This is a genomic window from Serratia sp. K1WW1, assembly GCF_055790865.1.
The window spans coordinates 281,354-300,736 of sequence record NZ_CM147697.1 but is presented as its reverse complement, the minus strand read 5'-3'; the positions used below and the strand labels follow the sequence as shown (position 1 = coordinate 300,736).

The following is a 19,383-nucleotide window of genomic DNA, read 5'->3' as shown; positions in this document are numbered from 1 at the left end:
TCCTCTGTTACTGCTTGAGTTTGGGGTCGAGAGCATCACGCAAGCCGTCCCCCATCAGGTTAAAGGCCAAAACCGTCAGCAGAATGGCCACCCCTGGGAAGGTCACAACCCACCAGGCACTTTGCGCGAACTGCAGTACGTCGGAGAGCATGGTACCCCACTCCGGCGTTGGCGGTTGCGCACCCATACCCAGGAAGCCGAGAGCGGCCATATCCAGAATGGCGTTCGAGAAACCGAGAGAAGCCTGCACGATCAGCGGTGCCAGGCAGTTTGGCAGGATATTGACGAACATCTGACGCGCCGCCCCAGCCCCCGCCACGCGGGAAGCCGTCACGTAATCGCGGTTCACTTCCACCAGCACCGCAGCGCGGGTCAAGCGGACATAATGCGGCAAAGCAACGAAGGTCAGCGCCAGCGAGGCGTTAACGATCGAGGGCCCAAACACCGCCACCAGCACCAACGCCAACAGCAGGCTTGGCAGTGCCAGCATGATATCGACCACGCGCATGATGATGGCATCGACTACGCCGCCGAAATAACCGGCCAACAGGCCGAATACCACGCCCATCACCAGCGAAAGCACCACCACCAGGCAGCCGACCAACAGCGAGAGCCTGGCACCGTACATCAGGCGAGACAGCACATCACGGCCGACATCGTCGGTACCCAGAATAAACTTCCAGCTGCCGCCATCCTCCCAGACCGGCGGCCTAAGCAGGGCATCACGGAACTGTTCCGCAGGCGCATGTGGAGCCAGGAACCCGGCCCCCACGGCAACCACCAGCATGACCACGATATAAACCAGGCCAACCACGGCCCCTTTGTTGCGCTTGAAATAGTGCCAAAACTCCTGGAACGGGGTCATTGGCTTCGGCGCACCTTTCACTACAGACTCGGTAATTTGAGACATCAGAGCGCCCCTTATTTCTTGTGGCGAATACGCGGGTTGACCACGCCGTAGAGCACGTCTACCAGCAGGTTAACCAGAATAATCATACAGGCGACCAACAATACGCCGCCCTGAACAACCGGGTAATCACGGCGTTGCAACGCATCCATCAGCCAGCGGCCAAGCCCCGGCCAGGAGAAGATGGTTTCGGTCAGGATCGCCCCGGCCAGCAAGGTACCGACCTGAAGGCCAATCACCGTCACCACCGGCAGCAAGGCGTTACGCAACGCATGCACCACGATCACCCGCATACGGCTCACACCCTTGGCGCGCGCAGTACGGATATAGTCTTCACCCAGCACTTCCAGCATGGAGGAACGGGTCATACGCACGATAACCGCCAGCGGGATGGTGCCCAACACGATGGCAGGCAGGATCATATGCATCACGGCGTCGATGAAATCACCCGGCTCACCCCAGAACAGGGTGTCGATCAGCATAAAGCCGGTCAGCGGCAGGCTGTCATCGAGGAAGACCGTATCGCTTATTCGCCCCGATACGGGCGTGAGGTTGAGCTGTACCGAAACCAGCATGATCAGCATCATGCCCCACCAGAAGATCGGCATTGAATAACCAGTCAGGGAGAGACCCACGGCGGTATGGTCAAACACCGAACCCCGCTTGACGGCCGCCAGCACCCCCACAGGGATACCGACAATCACCGCGAAGAGCATCGCGCACAGGCCCAGTTCCAGGGTGGCCTTAAAGCGCGGCACAAACTCTTCCCACACGGAGATACGGCTTTTGAGGGACGTCCCCAAATCGCCATGCAGCACGTTGGTGACGTAAGTGAAGTATTGGTGATAGAGCGGTTTATCCAGCCCCATCTCTGCCATGAGTTGTGCATGGCGCTCTGCGGAGATCCCGCGTTCCCCGGCCATAATGGTCACCGGATCGCCGGGGATCATATGGACGAATGCAAAAGTCAGCAACGTTATGCCGATAAACGTTGGGATAACTAACCCCAAACGTCGGAGTATGAACTGCAACATATCCCGAACTCTCTGTATCAAGTGCCCGGCAGCTCATCGTCCGCCAGGCTTATTAAAACTCACACGCTTCACGACATTCTTCTGGGGACGGGAATGCAGGGGCACAACGTATTGCGCCCCTGCATTTTGTATACCCTATGAATTTCAAGTTGCAGCTAGGCACCAAGCTCACTCATCCCCAGGAGCTTACTTCAGTAAGTGACTGGGGTGAGTGAGTGCAGGTAACAACGCTGCAGCTTGAAAGACGACGGGTATATCCCAGTCCTTCAACCAGCCTTGGTAGGCTTAGTCCAGAGAAACGTTCTCAAAGTGATGTTTACCAAGCGGATCGACCACATAGCCCTTCACTTCTTTACGCACTGGCTCGTAAACGGTGGAGTGGGCAACAATCAGCGCCGGAGCCTGATCGTGCATCACTACCTGAGCCTGCTTGTAGAGTTCTGCACGTTTGTCGTGGTTCGATTCAGAACGAGCCGGTTGGATCAGATCTTCAAACGGCTTGTAGCACCAACGGGAATAGTTGGAACCATCTTCTGCGGCCGCACAGCTAAACAGGGTAGCGAAGAAGTTGTCTGGATCCCCATTGTCACCGGTCCAGCCCATCATCACCGTCTGGTGCTCACCGTCTTTGGCACGCTTGAGGTATTCGCCCCACTCGTAGGTGACAATCTTGGCATTGACGCCAATCTTCGCCCAGTCGGACTGGATCATTTCAGCCATACGACGTGCGTTCGGGTTATACGGACGCTGTACCGGCATCGCCCACAGATCGATGGAGAAACCCTCCGGCATGCCTGCCTCTTTCAGCAGCTCTTTAGCCTTGACCGGATCATAGGTGTAATCTTTGACCTCGTCGTTATAGCCCCACATGGTTGGTGGGATCAGGTTTTTGGCAGGTTGGCCCGCCCCCTGATACACCGCATCCACGATGGCCTGCTTGTTCACCGCCATGGTCAGTGCCTGACGCACCTTCACGTTATCCAGCGGTTTCTTCTGGGTGTTGAACGACAGGTAACCGACGTTCAGGCCAGGCTGTTCCATCAGGTTGATGGTTTTGTCCTGCTTCATGCGAGCGATGTCTGCCGGGTTCGGGTACGGCATGACCTGGCACTCGTTTTTCTGCAGCTTGGCGTAACGCACAGAGGCATCTGGCGTGATGGAGAACACCAGGCGATCGATCTTCGGCTTGGTGCCCCAGAAACCGTCAAAGGCCTTGTAGAGGATTTTGGAGTCTTTCTGGTACTGCAGCAGTTGGAACGGCCCGGTACCCACTGGGTTCAGGTCCACTTTCTCTGGCGTGCCGGCTTTCATCATCTTGTCGGCATATTCTGCAGACAGGATGGAAGCGAAGTCCATGCCCAGGTCAGCCAGGAATGGCGCTTCTGGACGGGTCAGCGTGAAGCGAACGGTGTTGTCGTCCACTTTCTCGACTTTGCTGATCAGATCCTGCATGCCCATACCCTGGAAGTATTCATAGCTGCCGCCAGAAACCTTGTGGTAAGGGTGGTTGGGATCGAGCTGACGCATGAAGGAGTACACCACGTCGTCGGCATTGAAATCACGGGTAGGTTTGAAATCTTTGCTGTCCTGCCACTTCACGCCTTTGCGCAGGTGGAAGGTGTAGGTTTTACCGTCTTCGCTGACGTCCCACTTCTCTGCCAGGCCAGGTTCCAGTTCGGTGGTGCCCAGTTTGAACTCAACCAGGCGGTTATAGATTGGCACTGAGCTGGCATCATAGGTGGTGCCGGAGGTGAACAACTGCGGGTTGAACCCTTCAGGAGAACCTTCAGAACAGTAAACCAGCGTCTTTGCCTGCACGCTGGCCGCAACGGTCAGCGCAATCAGGCCGATACCGAATTTCAGAATCCCTGATTTACCCAAGGAACTTGTCATCGCTAGTGCTCCGTATGTGATGTGGTGTGTGTATTACCGCCAGAGCCTAATATTTTTTGTTACGCGGCCTGTGCGGTCAGTGCCCGAAGGCAGGAGGAATAAAAAGCGCGAGAATGCCGGATGGAACGCATCACGGCAGGGGCGTTTGAGCGAGTGAATTCCACTCATACACCTCTCACTCTTATCCCTGAGGGTACCAAATTGCCAACTGTTTGGGGTGCCGTCAATATAACCAGTAGGGATTTACCCAGACTGTGAGAAACAGCAAGCAAACATAAAAAAAACCTTTCAGCAACATTTACAGCATTAAAACTTGTGCTACGGGTTAAATCCTGGCGTCATGAACCATCGTTCATGACCAATCCAGCATTAACCTCCAATAAAAAACCAAAAAAGATTATTGCTGAATGATGAATATCTGAGCGGTTATTTTTGTGATCCCGGTAAAAGACAGGAGGAAATGCTGGGGTACTCCCCGAAAGAGGGAGCTGGGTTGAGGGGCTGTGCGCGGGGGATTTGCCACCGGGCTCTCCCCTTCCAGACGCCATTGTTGTCGCTGTGAATTACCGTCAAAATCGAGCCCGCGGGTGAAATTCCAGGCCGCCATTGCGTAGCCAGTGATACAATTCACTGTTACGCCTGAAACCCAGCTTGCGCATCGCCGTGAGTTTATGGGTGCTGACGGTCTTGACGCTAAGCGAAAGTTTGTTCGCGATCTTGTTGGGAGTTAATTCCCATGAGATCCCTTGCAGAACCTCGCGCTCACGCGGGGTCAGGTTCAAATTGCGATACGTTCTTCCCGTATTGGCTGCCAATGACGACTGGCTTGCCTGCTCAAACATCTCCTCGACCAGACGCACCACGGCATCAGGCCCTACTTTGCGGTTTAACACCGCATGTCCATGCTGGTCTCTGATATTTTCAGCGCTCGTATCCCATATGAGAATCGTCCCCAGCCGCTGGTCCCCCGGATTTTCCCGGCGAGAATTGAGCCGCGTCGACCAGCCAAACGCTTTGACACAAACCATCAGATCGATCGCTATTCCAGAGGCAACCGGCACAAAACGGCAGGTACAGCCTTTCGCCAGAAAATAGTCCTGCAAAATATGTTGAATGCCCAGTGCAAAATAACGATTGGCATCCTGAATAGCGATAACAATATGTGGTTTCATTTTACTTCCTTATAATTTAAAACAGGAACAGTGGGTTATTTTCAGACGTCAGGTTAGGCTGTGCATGGTTAATACACCGCAACGTCTAACGGCAATAAACACCAGGCGACGGTAACAATAACACCTCAGTCGACACCCCCCCAACCAGAGCAGTAATAGGAATAAAGCGGAAGCGGCAATATCAACGGTATTAATAGATAATCCAAAACCACGTTAGCTGCTAAACACCAACATATTAACCACATAAATACCTGCATAAAAACTGATTGTCATCTGTGATTTCGGCATTGACAGAGGGCTGAATAATTTTTCAGCTTCATGTAGCGAAACCCTTAAAATAAAATTTCACGCAGTTTATTTCTCTTTGTTGGGCGGTCTCGGTTTGGCCGACGACAGATCAGTATTAACAGAGGTCACATTTGTCCGCCCCTTCTAGTCTTACGTTCGGGACCACCCTCAGCCGTCGAGCACATCGATCGTCTAGGCCAAATTCAGTGATATGATATTTGTAGTATCGCATCAGATGAGTAGCTCCCGGCATTACTCAAAGTGCCACGTATCGTCGCCTTAATCATTAGAGGTACATTTATCCCCGTGCCGACCGTCCCTTGCGTTCCCCCGATAGGTCTGTTATTGATGTCGATCTCCACGTCATGCCCGTCGATCTGTGGACGATTCATTAGGCTCGCAGTGACTGTGGCCGCGCTCGAACACTGCACAATACCGTCGGCGTTCGCGCTGGCGTTAGTGGTACCTAAGCTTACGTCCCCAACGTCGATGACCCTCGGAAGGTGAACAGTGCAGTTAAGCTCGGGCCTCGGAACACTTCCGCACATGGCACCCGGAGCTAGAACGGAGATGAATGAGCCCTTGAGATCCGGCAGAGTGGCGAATCCCACGCACAGGGCGTCCCACCGGACGAATTTGAGGTCCTTTTTATTGATCCAGTTGTGATGATTGAAGTACCCCGAGCGACCATACTTCAAAATAAATGCCTCGTAGGCTTGCCCCCAGGTCGTCCCCGCAGGGACGCGCACCCCATCGATCACTCTATCGGGTACGCACGTCCCCCCCGAGTCACACATACCGCTACCGGGATGAAGCCCCAGACCAGTGCGGGGTATGGGTCCGAACACACATACGTTCCGCTCACATCCCGATGGAACGAGATCCATCCCGGGAAAGTCCGAGTCTCCCGCGATCGTGAAGTCGAAGGAGAGCGCATATATATTACCGCCAATAATATCGTCGGGAGCAGGTTGATAAGGCCCCACCCACGAAGTATACGAGTGGACAGCTCCCGCGTAGGCGACAAGGATTAGACAGATAACCCGGAAAATGATCATCATAAGTAATAGTTCTCACGGTAAGGCCTGACGTCCGTTGTCGTGGCCATGGGGTCCGGGCGGAAGCATAGCCGTATCGGACAGCCAGACGCCCGGCAAAATATTAAATTTATTTTATTAGGCAGGTAATCCCCTCACGTTTTGTAAGTGGTGTTTTGCCCAATTCATCCACCGGGCCTCATATTCCCGCTCCCGTATCTCGGTCTCTGCCTTCGACAGCTTCCGCTCATCAAGCCGCGCAATACGTTCCCGATAGTTCTCTGTTGCTCTCGGGGCTATTATGGACCCCAGCGGGGAATACCATAATCCCAACCAGCCAAAGCCATGTTCAATTCTCCCCAGTTACGTTTTATCCGGGTGTGTTTAAAACCACCCAAATCGAAAAAATCATGCAGCGATTTAATCGCCTTGCGTAAATGCCAACGCGTTTTAGTGAAGAAAATAAAGTCATCCCTATACCGGGCATAAAATATCTCCTCACGCGTCGCAAAATAACTGTCTACATGTCGCAATATCCCCCGAATATCCATGCGGTAGACATAACGCCATTTACTGCTGGACCAGGTCGAGGATACGCACTGTGTCGACCCGCTGACGGCACCATGCCCTTTCAGGTGATGGCAACGCACATACCAAGGAAATTCTCACTCATATTCCAGATTGAAGGTCGCGACCGCACTGAACGATCCGCGTTCGATACTCCGGTTCCTGATGGCGTCCGGCTCACCCTGCACATAGGCCTTCAGCGCAATAATACTACTCCCTTCCAGCAGCAGGAGCTTATTGCTCGCCTTATTGAGCGGCAGCAGTTTGGCCGACTGCGTTTCAAGCCCGATGGCAATCCCCATGGCCTCACTGCTGCCGTCGATGGCCAGCATTCCCGGCAAGGAGCGGTTTTCAGTGCCGGTAAAGGTCACGCTCACCGTCTTGCCCAGCGTCAGGTCACATTCCTCCAGGTGTATCTCGAACGACTGCCCCAGGGTACGAGTGTTGAGGTACAGGTACTTGTCGATAACCGTGCCAAAATCAAGTTGGATCTCTTCATCACCCGGCTGCACCACACAGGGCTCCGCGACCAGGGCACCATGCAGGCGCACGTTATTGTCAGCTGCGGCCAGGGTCGGCAATGGTGCAGCAATCAACGCCTGCGCCAACCACAGGGCGGTGACCCGGGAACGTGGATATCCTGAACGCTGATGCTTGCCCGATTTACCTTTCATATCACGCTCCTCATTGGTAATCGGCACGCAACGTTGCCCAAGCCTCAAAGGCCCCTTCGATCAACGTGCTCCCTTCTTTCTTCACCGGTACCGCCTCCAGACGCGGCGGGTTAGCCAGGTCTATCTTCAGCGTACTATTCGGCGTAAACGGTTGGTCATTCTGGTAGATCTGGATACCCAGGTTCGCCTTGTCCGTCATCAGCGCCTGACTATCGAACCCGGCCGCACTGCCGCCCAGACTCAGCGTCAGCGCCCAGTTGCCGCTGGCGGCCTCCACGCAGTTTATCTGGTAGTTCATCATCTGACGGTAGTTCACCCCGTCCACCTTGTTGATACCCACCCGCTCGCCGAAGTTCACCTCTATCCGGTTGTCGTCGTTGATAGTGCACGGCGGCGGTGTTATCAGCGTACCGTGGAACATCATGTCCGCCTCGTTATCCTTCGCCAATGCCGTAACGGCAACGCCCATCAGGCCACAGGTCAGCAACAGGACTTTTATCGTTCTGCTCATGCTCTACTCCCATTACTGGTAATCCACTTTCATTGTCGCACCCGCGGTGAATTCGCCCTCCGTCAGGGTAGCCCCGCTCTGTTTGACCGGAACGGCCCACAGTCCCGGTTGGTTGGGGTAGGTGAAGTTCAGCCAGTTGTTGATTGCCAGTTTATTGCTGCCTTGTTGCAGCTTGATACCCAACCCCGCCTTGTTGGTTTTCAGCAGCGTGTCGTCAAAGCTCGCCCCATTTCCCTGCACCTGCAGTTTCATCGCATTGGAAGAGGCTCCTGTGCATAACAGCATATAATTTACCGGCATCTTATAGTTGTCGCCGTCCACCCGGGTGGTCATCACGTCACCGAAATCCACTTCGATCGGTCTGTCATCGTTGATAGTGCACGGCGGCGGTGCCAGTACGGTCACCTTGACCGTGACTGATTCCACGGCCAATGCCAGCATCGGCAGTGCGGTCAGTAAGCCAGCCAGCGCTCGCCAGGCATGTCGACGCAGTGTTATGGTTCCCTTCATCGTCCCGACCACCTCAGTCATAACTCAGGTGAAAATCCACCACCGCCCAGTAGCTGCCCGCCACTAGAGCAGCTGGCGTACGTTCAGGGGTGACGGTATAGCTCAGGCGGTCCTGCCCCGGCGTCAGCAACAACGGTTTGCCCCGGCTGCCCAGGCGTATGTCCTCGCCCTGACCATTTTTTAGCCGTAACCCCAAGCCAGAAACACCCTGCGCCTGCACCAGCTGCGGGTTGTCCGCATCACGCGGCGCAGTAAAGCTCACCGTCACCGCCGGTTGATTGTCTGCCCAGGTCAGGCCGCCGGTACGCACGTCCCGGCTGCCCGCCGAACTGCGCAGGCAATCCGCCAGGCGCAGTTCGAACCATACCGGTTCACCGCGGGTGCCAATCGCCTGTAGACGTCCCGTACCGGTTTCACCCAGCGCGATATCCTGGTAAGCGCTGGCCATTTCCAGCCGACAGGCGCTTTCCGTCAACGCGCCATGCACATGCAATGTGCCGTTAGCGCCTTCGACATCCCAATTGTCCACCGCCGCCTGCGCTGGCGGCAGCAGCCATAACATCGCGCCCAATGTTAATGGCACGACAAGGGCCTGCCTGCCCAGTGCGGCGTGATATTTCAATTCAACCGGCCAGCCTCCGCATTGCGGCGTGTTGTCCATCTCGTTCATCATTCTCATGCCTTCTCTCCCTTGCCCAGCCTCACCGGTTGCTCTGCTATGCTTTCTTTTCCGGTATCACCTTGCAGGTGCTGCCGTTGCAACTGAAACTCAGCTGCGGCCGGCCGCCGTAGTCGTTGATATAGGTCAGCACCGGGCTACCGCCCACGCTGGCCGCGCTCACCGTCAGCGGCAGGCTGCCTTTCGGCGGCACCATCATCGGTTCAAAACCTTTTACCCCGGCCCCGTCTTTTTTGCTGCTGGCGTCCACAATGGTGACGTAATAAGGCGTCGGGTTGTTGACCAGGTACTTGTCACCCTGTTTGCTCAGCGTCATCTGCTCCTGTGGCGGCGCGGCATTTTTGTCCATCGCTATACCCGCCGGGCGGTAGAACAGCTTGATGCGCGTCTGCAACGCAATCTGCAGTGTATTCGCCTTGGTGCTCTTCGGCGGGATTTCCCGCAGGTTGAAGTAGTACACCGTTTCACGGTCCTGCTTGAGCAGTTTCGCCGCCGGCAGCGCCTGGATTTTCACCTGGCTCGGTTTGCCTGGCTCGATGCGTTGCACCGGCGGCAGCACGGTGAGTGGGCTCTGGATTTTGTTGCCCTGCTCATCCTCAATCCAGCCCTGCGCCAGATAGGGCAACTGCTTGTTCTGGTTGCTGACGTTCAGGCTTACCGACTTCTGGCTGCCGTCAAAAATCACCCGCGTACGATCCAGGGCTATCGCCGCCTGAGCCTGCTGCGCAACCATTGCGCTCAACAAAGCGACCGTCAGCAACGCTGGTATTCGCGTGCCACGCAGTAAAAGGTTGTTCGTTTTCAACATAGTGTTCTGCATCATTGCTTTCCCGGCCTTTGGGCCTCTGAATGTGGTTGATTAAAACCGTATGCCTTTCTCGTCATGCAACGGTGAAGGTTATGCCGCCACATCGTCGGATGACGCCGCCGCCGTCGGTTTATCACCGGCAGGCGCTTGCGCGCTCATCGGATGGCACGGCAGCAGCAAGGTGTTCATCAGCATGTCCGCCGGTAGTGGCGTTGGCATGCGCACTTCGCACTGGGCGCTACCGTTCCACCGCACCGTCATGCTTTCATCCGCTTTAATGCCGCTCAGATAGACGCTGCCGCCGTCATTGACAATGCCGGTTTCCTGTTTGCGAGCATTGATTACCGTGGCACCAAACGGCGGTTCACTGCCATCGGCCAGCTTAATCACCGCCATCGCCTTCTCACCGGCAATCACATCAAACTGGCGATAGCCAATGGCCCCTTCCGTCAGCGTGGCCTGCACCACCGATTTGGTGGCTTCTGCGTTATCCCCCAGCTGATTCAGGTCGATGCTGGCCTTATTGCGGTAGTAGCTGTTCACATCGCCGATCACCGCCTTGCCCCAGAGGTTGGTCCGGCTGGTGCTGCCATAACCACGCACCGGCACATCCGGCACCCCGCTGGTGTCGATCAGCATCCGGGTTCCGCCCGGCATCCCAGCACGGTGCACAGCACCGCCCTCAGCGGTCATCGTCATCCCGCCCTGCAGCGACATGCCGAAAGCGCTATACCGGTCCTGCTGATAACTGGCGTTGGCACTCATGCGGGCAATATCCCCCTCATGGTTGTAATAGCCACTCAGGTTGAGCCCGCTGCGCGAGCTGCCAGCACTGAGCTGGTAGTTATTGTGTTCATCTACCCGGTCAAAGTACCCCACCCGATGGGTGGTATCATTACGGTTCACCGTAGTGTTATAGCTGACCGTTGACTTGCTGCCCCACGGCAGCGACAGCGACAGGTAAGCGCCATCATCTTTGGTACCGTTAAATTGATTGCGGTACGCCGACAACGACAGGCTCAGGTTACGCAACCGCCCTACGTCGAAATAACGCGACATCGTCAGGTTATAACGGTCATTGGCCGGACGATCCCAGTAGGTCTCATGGCTGTAATTGAGGTAGCTGCTCAGCCCCCAATCACGGAAGTGTTTATTAAAGGTGATGGTGTACATCTCCTTGCCGCCACCGGTGCGAGTGCCGTAATAACGCGCATCCAGATACTCGCTCATGCTCATAAAGTTTTGTTCGGAGAAGCGGTAGCCGGCAAAGGTCACCTGGCTGTCGTACTCGTCGAAGTTCTTCGAATAGCTCAGGCGGTATGAACCGCCGCTGAGCGTGCCGCCTTCCTGCGGCAATCGCGCCCGTGACTGGGTAGCGTCAAAGGACAGAGCCCCCAGCGCCATCAGATCACGCCCGATACCAGCTGACAGTGCGTTATAATCCCCACCTACCAGTGCGCCGCCATACAACGACCAGCCGTTACTAACCCCCCAGGAAAACTCCCCGGTACCGAATAGCGGGCCACGCGAGTGGTGTTGCCAGTCTGAGGGTTTACCCGTTGCCAGTTTGAAGCGCACCGATCCCGGACGCGTCAAATACGGAATGCTGGCGGTGTTCACCGTGAACGTCTGTACGCTGCCATCCTGTTCTTCTACCCGCACCTCCAGCTCGCCGCTGACCGCATCGTTGATGTCCTGAATACGGAATGGCCCTGAAGCGACCGTCGTCTCATACAGCACCCGCCCTTGCTGACTGATCGTCACCTTAGCGTTGGTTTTCGCCACGCCGACCACTTCCGGAGCGTAGCCACGCAGATTCGGTGGCAGCATGTTGTCATCCGACACCAGGCTGACCCCGCTAAAGCGGAAGCTGTCGAACATGCCCGAATCCAGGTAGTTCTCCCCCATCGTCAGCTTCGAGCGCAATACCGGAATGGCGCGGTAGGCGTAATAACGGCTCCACTCCAACTGCTTGTCTGTTGGTCGCCCCGACCCGGTCTGATGGCTGATATTGGCCTGCCAGTCTGCCCGCAGACGCCAGGACCCCAGATTGGCCCCAGCGGTACCGTTGCCGCTGAGGTTGTACCCACGCGTTCCCTGTTTCAGCTGTTGCTGACTGCGGGCATTGACGTTGTAATCCAACAACAATCCTGGAATACCCTCATCCCAGCGCGAAGGCGGATCCCAGTTTTCTGCGGTATATTCCAGGAAGGCTTGCGGGATATTCAGGTACAGGGCGTTGGTGGCCAGATCGCCCCGCACTTCCATCCCCTGCACGCTGCCTTCATCCAGACATTCGCCGTTATGCCACCAGGTCACCCCCTTGAGTACGCCGTCCTTGAATCCCAGCTCGTTCGCCAGCGCCTGGTTGATACAGGCGCGGCTGCCGTTCGGTACGTCTTCCGGCACATAAAACGGGATCTGCTGCTCCGGCAGATCATTCTTGTTGATATGTACCGCCATGCCGTAAGTGCCTGGCATGATGTAACCACCGCGGGAAAACTGGCTTAGATCGATATTCTGCCGATCGTTTACATCCAGTACATCGGTGTTAAATTGAATTTCCTCAGCAGCAAACACCATCATTGATGGTGTACCCAGCGCCAAGGAAATACACAGCCCCAATAATTGAAGACGAGCCAACTTCCCTGCAGGTGACAATCCCATATCCCTAACCTTTTTGATTAATGTCTTCTCAGTTTGGCAATGCATTAACAGCGTTTAGAAGTAATCCAATTTAAAACGAATGGATGAAAAGTAATTCCCGGCTTTCAATACATGGTTATTTGCTACCAGTTTCATGGTGTAGTTAAGCTGCATAGCGCCAGGCGTTATATTCCTTAATGGCAAAGGACTTCCCGGAATGGCGGCATGGCCGCTAGACTCATTAATTTGTAGCGCTACGCCCGATGCGTCCCCTTGCACACCAAATAATGCCCCTTCGCTATCACCATCAAAGGTTACCTGGAAATTTTTCCAGTCAGGGAGTTTATTACCCTCACGTTCCAACTCACAATTCACCAGTTCAATAGTGAAGGGTTTACTGCGGCCATGGCCATCACGAATAATATCTGCCACAGGGACAACACCCAGATTAATAGTCTGATCGCGACTCTCTACAGCAATCGCACAAGCGGTATCAATAATGGCTCCTTGCATATTGACCCGTCCCCATCCCTGAGCAATATTTGCTGCCTGAGAAGTAAAGGGGGCCATGAGAAATATGAAAGAAAACACTACAGTGATATTATTTATGCCCAGCATGGATATGATCCTTATTCCACTTGTCTCCCAGGAAAAGCATGCGGATTTCTCCGCATGCAAAACGCGTTACTCAAACAAAGAGGTAATGCTTACTGGTAGGCCAGCGTGAAGTCGGCAACTGCCTGGAATTCACCTTCGGTTACAGCAGCAGAAGCACCGTCACCCTGCATATAAGCGGAGAAATTCAGGGTATTGTTGCCATTTTGCAGCTGTTGCGCCTTGGTTGCCTTGCCCAGTTCAATTGTCTTACCTGAACCATCAGTAATCGCGACGCTGGCACCTTTCGCCGTACCGGTAATACCCAGCAGACCATTAGCAGCAACAGACTCCATACCGGTGAATGTCACGGTAACTTTATTGTTATCTTTGTCACCCACTTCGCAGTTTTCCAAATCGATGGAAAAGTTACGCGGGGTAGATTTGCCACTGTCTTTCAAAGCCACTTTAGAAATTTGCCCCAGCTCAATCGTCTGATCGATAGTCTCAGGGCTGATGGAACAAGGTGCATCAATGATAGAACCGGTAAAGGTCACTTTACCGTGCCCCTGGTCTTTCACCGCGGCATGTGCCACAGAAGATACGCCTAAAGCGATTACCGCTGCCATCATGATTTTGTTCAGTTTCATGCAAAAGTCCTTAAGATAAAAATTCCATAATTCTTAATTTCAATGGATGCAAGATCCACGTGCTTTATCGTCAGCCCCCTAGTGCCGCTTCCTTCGTGTCTTTGGCAAGGCCAGTAAAACACAAGCAGCCTCAAGTCTGCCGATGTGGATAAATCTACCATTAAAACAAAAATTAGATATTTGTATTGTAAAATAGCAATTATTTAGATTTTTACTTCAAGAACTGAGAGTTATATAAGCTTACTAATCAAAAAACCAAATGTTAACAAACATTACCAGATTTAAGTATCCCCTCTATATATGCGGATTATTTTTAATGGTTTGACTGCCTTGGAAGATACATATAAAAAAGCCATTCACCACACACTTAATGAGTCTCCCTTATGTTTTACATCCTCAATAAGGTGATTAAATATTCACCTGAATCAAAAGAACTATCATTGGCGCAAGAGGAGCAAACCTCATTGGTTTTGTCTAATCAAGCCTCACGGCTATTAATGGAGTTGATAAAAAACATTGGTAATGATTTAAGCCGCGATTACTTGCTGAAACATATTTGGGAGGATTTTGGCTTAACACCATCAAACAACAACCTTTACGGTGCGGTAAGTGAGTTAAGGAAAGCCATATCAAACCTTGGTATCACAGAGCAAGTAATCATCACTATCCCGAAGGTGGGGTTCAAGTTTAAGTGCAGCGTTGATTTCATTCCCAAAGAAGCATATACAACGAAAACAGAAAGTAAGAAAAAAAAACCGACATCAATAAATCATCCAAGATTGGTCAGTTTTTTTTGCGCATTTTGCATTGCAGCATTGGCAATGCTTTACTATATCCTGGTAGAATCAAAGAGAATAGAAATTAAAAAACCCACTACGTCTTTAATGGAGGTATATGATAAGTGTAATATTTACTCATTAAACAACCCAGCCGTACAGCTCAAAGATCAAATAATGGAAAATATATTTGCAAGAACCAACCTTAAAGAAGAGTGTAAAACCAATGACTACAATATATATTATAGCGATATAAAATCCATTGATGACTATGTTTTTGTTGGTATATGCCTTAAGTTTAACGCTAACAAAAATACGAAGTGTTTCAACATCAGGTATAATTAAATGAAGAGATATGCCATATTAATAGCAGCCCCTATGTTAACCCTGGTAATTTTAGCTTATGGGTACGAGAAAAAAGTAAAGACAAAAAAATTATTGCTTACATGTAATTACAGTGTTCAATTACATTTGCAATCCAAAAACACCAAAATATTTCAAAAAGTTAACGTTTTCTTTTACGATGATAATTCAGGATTTCAAAGTGCTTTTGGAAAAATGGATGTTGAGGGTAAAAAATACACTATAGATAATGATAACTTTTTCATTTATAATGAAACCGACAAGAAAGGAACCTATACGCTCGAGTATAATAAAACAGTAAAAAAATACGATGACAACACTCCGGATAATTCATGGGGTGACTTTGGAAATAGAACGTCGGTCTATTACATGACTTTCCATAAGCTCGATAGCGATACTTATCTAATCAGAGAGCGGGGATCGCCAATGTTTGTTTGCACCAATAACTAATCTACCCCGCCGCCCTCCCAAGCCCTAGCTGGCGGGGAATTATTCACTGCATGACCGGGGTCGGGGAGCTTTCAATCAGAGAACTTGCTCGTCGCGTTGAGCGAGATGTTAAAGCTGTGCATACGGATCTTCAGGCATTGTGGCTTGCGGCATCGTTGATAAGTGTACAGCCGGGGTGGTATTCCCCTACGACCAAATCCATTTCGATTTTGTCATTGGCAAGACAACCTGAGCGATAAACTCCAGACGTAAGAAAGCCCGCTTAAAAAAGCGGGCTTTCTTGAATGTGGTCGGCGAGAGAGGATTCGAACCTCCGACCCACTGGTCCCAAACCAGTTGCGCTACCAAGCTGCGCTACTCGCCGATGCGGGGCGCATCTTACTGCTGGGCCGTATACGCGTCAATCTCTTTTTCACCCCCGCATACCAAGTGGCGCTAAAAGCGCCAAACAGGCCAGTATCTGAGCGGATACGGCCTTTCTGGTTTGGCTTACAGCGCTTTGGCGTCCGCTTTGCTCTGCGGCAGGCGACACCAGTTATTGCTCTCAACAATACCGCCGTCTGGCGAGGTATAACCCAGGCAGCCGAGGATAGAGTCAAACAGTTCTACGTGACGGTGCGGCTGGCCAACCCGCTGTTGAGTCTGTAACTGTTCAAACGCACTCTTATGCTGCGGATCTTCGAGGTATTTATCGGAAGCCCAGACGATCATCGGCACACGGAACTGCTCTGGCGGGGCCATTTCACGCGGCGTACCATGCAGATGCGAGTTTTCACCAATGGATTCACCATGGTCGGCTGCGTAGAACACGATCGCCTTCTTATCGCGCACCTGGTCAATCACGCTGTCGATAAAGGTATCGGTGTACAGCACCGAGTTGTCATAGGCGTTAATCAAGCGCTCCTTGGAGCAGAACTCATCCACGCCCATGCATTCCGGCTGATAACGAGCAAAGCTGCGCGGGTAGCGCTGTGAATAGAGGTAATGCGACCCTTTGGTATGCAGGATCACCAGATGCTTGCCGTTGGGATGGCGAGCCAGCGACTCTTTCATCTCATCCACCAACAGCATATCGTCCACTGATTTGCCGTCGTTACGCTTCTCTGAGGCGATCATTTCACGGAATGAGTAGTTATCCACATCGGTATTGTTGTAGAACCACACCTCGCTCTGCATCGCGAACAGCTCGGAACTGAAGCCCAGCTCTTTCAGTACGGCAAAGATATTCTGCTCTTTCAGGGTGCGCTGCGGGTTATCCGAGGTGCCATGCTCGCGCACGAACATACAGCGTAACGAAAGCTTGGTGGAGGTATCACAAGATTCCCCACGGAATGCCACCAGATTTTTCTCCTGCGACAGCTTTGGCGTGGTATCACGCTCATAGCCCAGGATGCCCATATGATCCCAGCGGGTGGTTTCACCGATGATAAACACCACGTAGGTGTCATCAATGCCCTCTGGAGCAACATAGGTAAAGTGCTTGCTGGGATCGAACATGTTGGCTGCGTCCGAGCTTTCATCATATCGGGTGTAGGCAAACAGCCCCAGAGCCGAAAGCCAGTTGGAAGGCAGATAAGAGTGCGCAACCACCCCGCCATAGCTCGGCAGATCGATATTAGTGATCTTTTCCTGTGCGCTTTGCTCTTTATCCAAGGTACGCAACGGCAGCCACACCAGCGCGACCACCGCCAACATGATCAACAGTGGCTTAATCCGCTGCCCTGGCGTTTTCATTTGTTCGATCAGGGTATCGCGCAGGTTATTGCTCCAGATGCACAGCAGCGGCAAAGCGCTGACCACGATCATCCACAGCACAAAATTCAGCCCGACGACCTCTTTGGACAGATCGATATCGGTGGTCATCACCGAAACGATAATCCCATAGCCAATCACCACGTTGAAGAACGTCATGTAGTAACTGGCAGCGACGGAGATCAACACCAGCAAAGAGGCGACGATGCGGTAAAACAGCCGGCCTCCCAGGGATACCAGCCGCATGATAAAGAAGGTGAACAGGACAATGGCGATGACTTCCGTCAACGCAGAAACAACCTTGATCCCCTGAATGCCGTGCGCGAAGGAATCAAAGCGACGATAGAAAACGGAAAGGTTTAAAAAGATGCCGATATAGATCGCTAACAATAACGATAAATTCTGCTGTGATAGCGATTTAACTTTGTTCATGTAACGCAGTGGCTCCGGGCTTCAAGTTCTGAAACCATCAGACAGTCGATATGCCCTCAGGTTCAGCCGATGGGCAATAAGCACTATTCTGCCTAACAGAATCAAGAAAAATCGCACTAAACGAGCATTTTTTGCCACTTTTGTGAGGAGAATAGCGAGGACAGGGCCAGGTAATGGGGGAGCATTAACTCCCCCCACTTTCACCGGTTTTTGGCAGGAAACATTATTTAATGTTAAGGGTTACATCGATATTGCCGCGCGTGGCATTGGAGTAGGGGCAAACCACATGGGCTTTCTTCACCAAGTCTTCCGCGACGCTACGCTCTACGCCCGGCAAGCTGATATCCAACTGAACCTCAATGCCAAAACCGTTGGGGATCTCACCGATACCGACGGTGCCCTCGATGGAGGCTTCAGCAGGGATTTTCACTTTTTCTTTCGAGGCGACAAACTTCAGTGCCCCCAGGAAACAGGCCGAATAGCCCGCGGCAAACAGTTGCTCAGGGTTGGTAACCTCCCCACCGGCGCCGCCCATCTCTTTCGGCACGCCTAATTTCACGTCCAACACGCCGTCGGATGAGGTTGCACGGCCGTCTCGGCCACCGGTTGCCTTGGCATGGGCGCGATAAACCACTTTCTCAATAGACATAGATCGTTCCTTTTCGGGTTGGTGACCCGATCCAGTGTAGACCATTCTGCGCGTAGCCCAGGCTCGCACAACCGACGTTAAGCACGGTATGCTAAGTTCTATCTATCGGATGCCGCAGGGAAATCAAAGCATGACTGACACATTGGCCGAACGCGCCCGCCGCTATGCCACCAAAGCGCATGGAGCGATCGATCAGCGCCGCAAATACACCAACGACCCGTATATTGTGCATCCACAGGCAGTGATGGAGATTGTCAGCAGCGTGCCGCACAGCGAAGAGATGCTGGCCGCCGCCTGGTTACATGACACCGTTGAAGACACCCCCTCGACGCTGGCCGATATCGAAAGCCATTTTGGCGCGCAGGTTGCCGGCTTGGTGGCGATGTTGACCAACGTCAGCGTCGGCAGCGCGGATAATCGCTATCAACGCAAGAACCGCGATCGTCGGCACAGCGCCAGCGCTTCCCCACAGGCCAAAACCATCAAGCTGGCAGATTTGATCGACAACACCCGTTCCCTGCTGCGATACGATAGCCACTTCGCCAAAACCTATCTGGTGGAAAAGCAGCGCCTGCTGGAAGTGCTGACCGAAGGTGACCCAGAGCTGTGGCGGCAGGCCAGCTACATCATCGAACAGGGTTTACAAACGCTGCTACTACCACCACATAACGTCCCGGCCCGCTGGTTTGAACATGCCCGGCAGCGCTACCAGGAAAACGACGTGATATAACAAATTCCCTCACCCCAGCCCTCTCCCAAAGGGCGAGGGAGCTGTCCGGCATCGTTGATAGGTAATGTGGTACTCCGTAGGGGCGCTGCATGCTGTGTCCAATTTCCAACCAACTCGATCAGTACCCTCTCCCAAAGGGCGAGGGTATTGTCCGGCGTCGTTGATAGGTAATGTGGTACTCCGTAGGGGCGCTGCATGCTGCGCCCAATTTTCAGCCAACTCGATCGGTCCCCTCTCCCTTTGGGAGAGGGTTAGGGTGAG

General features: G+C 53.0%; 18 protein-coding genes and 1 tRNA gene. 4 read left to right on the top strand and 15 right to left on the bottom strand.

The window, feature by feature from the left end:
* Positions 1 to 7 precede the first annotated feature (7 nt).
* The 12 genes from dppC to ACX9GU_RS01345 form a co-directional block, all read right to left on the bottom strand.
* The gene (gene dppC / locus ACX9GU_RS01400) at positions 8 to 910 is read right to left on the bottom strand and encodes a dipeptide ABC transporter permease DppC (RefSeq protein WP_186486909.1); all 903 of its coding nucleotides are present in this window, start codon (positions 908 to 910) and stop codon (positions 8 to 10) included.
* An 11-nt stretch (positions 911 to 921) separates the two neighbouring features.
* Positions 922 to 1,941, bottom strand: coding sequence for a dipeptide ABC transporter permease DppB (gene dppB, locus ACX9GU_RS01395; protein WP_473193637.1), 1,020 nt, complete (start codon positions 1,939 to 1,941; stop codon positions 922 to 924).
* A gap of 285 nt (positions 1,942 to 2,226) precedes the next feature.
* Positions 2,227 to 3,834 (bottom strand): dipeptide ABC transporter periplasmic-binding protein DppA, encoded by a 1,608-nt coding sequence (gene dppA / locus ACX9GU_RS01390; RefSeq protein WP_473193636.1) that lies wholly within the window; start codon positions 3,832 to 3,834, stop codon positions 2,227 to 2,229.
* A 569-nt stretch (positions 3,835 to 4,403) separates the two neighbouring features.
* On the bottom strand, positions 4,404 to 5,006 hold the full coding sequence (locus ACX9GU_RS01385) for a response regulator transcription factor (RefSeq protein WP_473193635.1): 603 nt from the start codon (positions 5,004 to 5,006) through the stop codon (positions 4,404 to 4,406).
* Positions 5,007 to 6,996: 1,990 nt separating this feature from the next.
* Positions 6,997 to 7,572, bottom strand: a complete 576-nt coding sequence (locus ACX9GU_RS01380) for a fimbrial protein (protein WP_473193634.1) — start codon at positions 7,570 to 7,572, stop codon at positions 6,997 to 6,999.
* Between the two features lie 10 nt (positions 7,573 to 7,582).
* A complete protein-coding gene (locus ACX9GU_RS01375; RefSeq protein WP_473193633.1) occupies positions 7,583 to 8,083 on the bottom strand; it encodes a fimbrial protein in 501 nt (166 codons plus the stop codon).
* Positions 8,084 to 8,095: 12 nt separating this feature from the next.
* A complete protein-coding gene (locus ACX9GU_RS01370) occupies positions 8,096 to 8,593 on the bottom strand; it encodes a fimbrial protein (protein WP_473193632.1) in 498 nt (165 codons plus the stop codon).
* 13 nt (positions 8,594 to 8,606) lie between these two features.
* Entirely contained in the window at positions 8,607 to 9,266 is a 660-nt protein-coding gene (locus ACX9GU_RS01365) for a fimbrial protein (RefSeq protein WP_473195251.1), read from the bottom strand.
* Positions 9,267 to 9,309: 43 nt separating this feature from the next.
* Positions 9,310 to 10,092, bottom strand: a complete 783-nt coding sequence (locus ACX9GU_RS01360) for a fimbria/pilus periplasmic chaperone (RefSeq protein ID WP_473195250.1) — start codon at positions 10,090 to 10,092, stop codon at positions 9,310 to 9,312.
* Positions 10,093 to 10,170: 78 nt separating this feature from the next.
* Positions 10,171 to 12,747 (bottom strand): outer membrane usher protein, encoded by a 2,577-nt coding sequence (locus ACX9GU_RS01355; protein WP_473193631.1) that lies wholly within the window; start codon positions 12,745 to 12,747, stop codon positions 10,171 to 10,173.
* A gap of 54 nt (positions 12,748 to 12,801) precedes the next feature.
* Positions 12,802 to 13,344, bottom strand: a complete 543-nt coding sequence (locus ACX9GU_RS01350) for a fimbrial protein (RefSeq protein WP_473193630.1) — start codon at positions 13,342 to 13,344, stop codon at positions 12,802 to 12,804.
* 89 nt (positions 13,345 to 13,433) lie between these two features.
* The gene (locus tag ACX9GU_RS01345) at positions 13,434 to 13,970 is read right to left on the bottom strand and encodes a fimbrial protein (RefSeq protein ID WP_473193629.1); all 537 of its coding nucleotides are present in this window, start codon (positions 13,968 to 13,970) and stop codon (positions 13,434 to 13,436) included.
* A 383-nt stretch (positions 13,971 to 14,353) separates the two neighbouring features.
* Here ACX9GU_RS01345 and ACX9GU_RS01340 point away from each other — a divergent pair, with 383 nt between their 5' ends.
* From ACX9GU_RS01340 to ACX9GU_RS01330, 3 genes are read left to right on the top strand one after another with little or no spacing between them, the layout of a single operon-like run.
* The gene (locus ACX9GU_RS01340) at positions 14,354 to 15,091 is read left to right on the top strand and encodes a winged helix-turn-helix domain-containing protein (RefSeq protein ID WP_473193628.1); all 738 of its coding nucleotides are present in this window, start codon (positions 14,354 to 14,356) and stop codon (positions 15,089 to 15,091) included.
* Positions 15,092 to 15,559, top strand: a complete 468-nt coding sequence (locus ACX9GU_RS01335) for a hypothetical protein (protein ID WP_473193627.1) — start codon at positions 15,092 to 15,094, stop codon at positions 15,557 to 15,559.
* Between the two features lie 50 nt (positions 15,560 to 15,609).
* The gene (locus ACX9GU_RS01330) at positions 15,610 to 15,798 is read left to right on the top strand and encodes an HVO_A0114 family putative DNA-binding protein (protein ID WP_473193626.1); all 189 of its coding nucleotides are present in this window, start codon (positions 15,610 to 15,612) and stop codon (positions 15,796 to 15,798) included.
* A 48-nt stretch (positions 15,799 to 15,846) separates the two neighbouring features.
* On the opposite strand, the gene ACX9GU_RS01325 is transcribed toward ACX9GU_RS01330, so the two are convergent.
* The 3 genes from ACX9GU_RS01325 to ACX9GU_RS01315 form a co-directional block, all read right to left on the bottom strand.
* Positions 15,847 to 15,923 (bottom strand) — tRNA-Pro (locus tag ACX9GU_RS01325).
* Positions 15,924 to 16,048: 125 nt separating this feature from the next.
* Positions 16,049 to 17,743 carry a kdo(2)-lipid A phosphoethanolamine 7''-transferase gene (eptB, locus tag ACX9GU_RS01320; protein ID WP_473193625.1) on the bottom strand — a complete coding sequence of 565 codons (1,695 nt, stop codon included), beginning with the start codon at positions 17,741 to 17,743 and terminating at the stop codon, positions 16,049 to 16,051.
* Positions 17,744 to 17,966: 223 nt separating this feature from the next.
* Positions 17,967 to 18,392, bottom strand: coding sequence for an organic hydroperoxide resistance protein (locus ACX9GU_RS01315; RefSeq protein ID WP_024486966.1), 426 nt, complete (start codon positions 18,390 to 18,392; stop codon positions 17,967 to 17,969).
* Positions 18,393 to 18,522: 130 nt separating this feature from the next.
* Between ACX9GU_RS01315 and ACX9GU_RS01310 the strand changes: the two genes are divergently transcribed.
* Positions 18,523 to 19,122 (top strand): HD domain-containing protein, encoded by a 600-nt coding sequence (locus ACX9GU_RS01310; RefSeq protein ID WP_025119048.1) that lies wholly within the window; start codon positions 18,523 to 18,525, stop codon positions 19,120 to 19,122.
* The last annotated feature ends 261 nt before the right edge of the window (positions 19,123 to 19,383 follow it).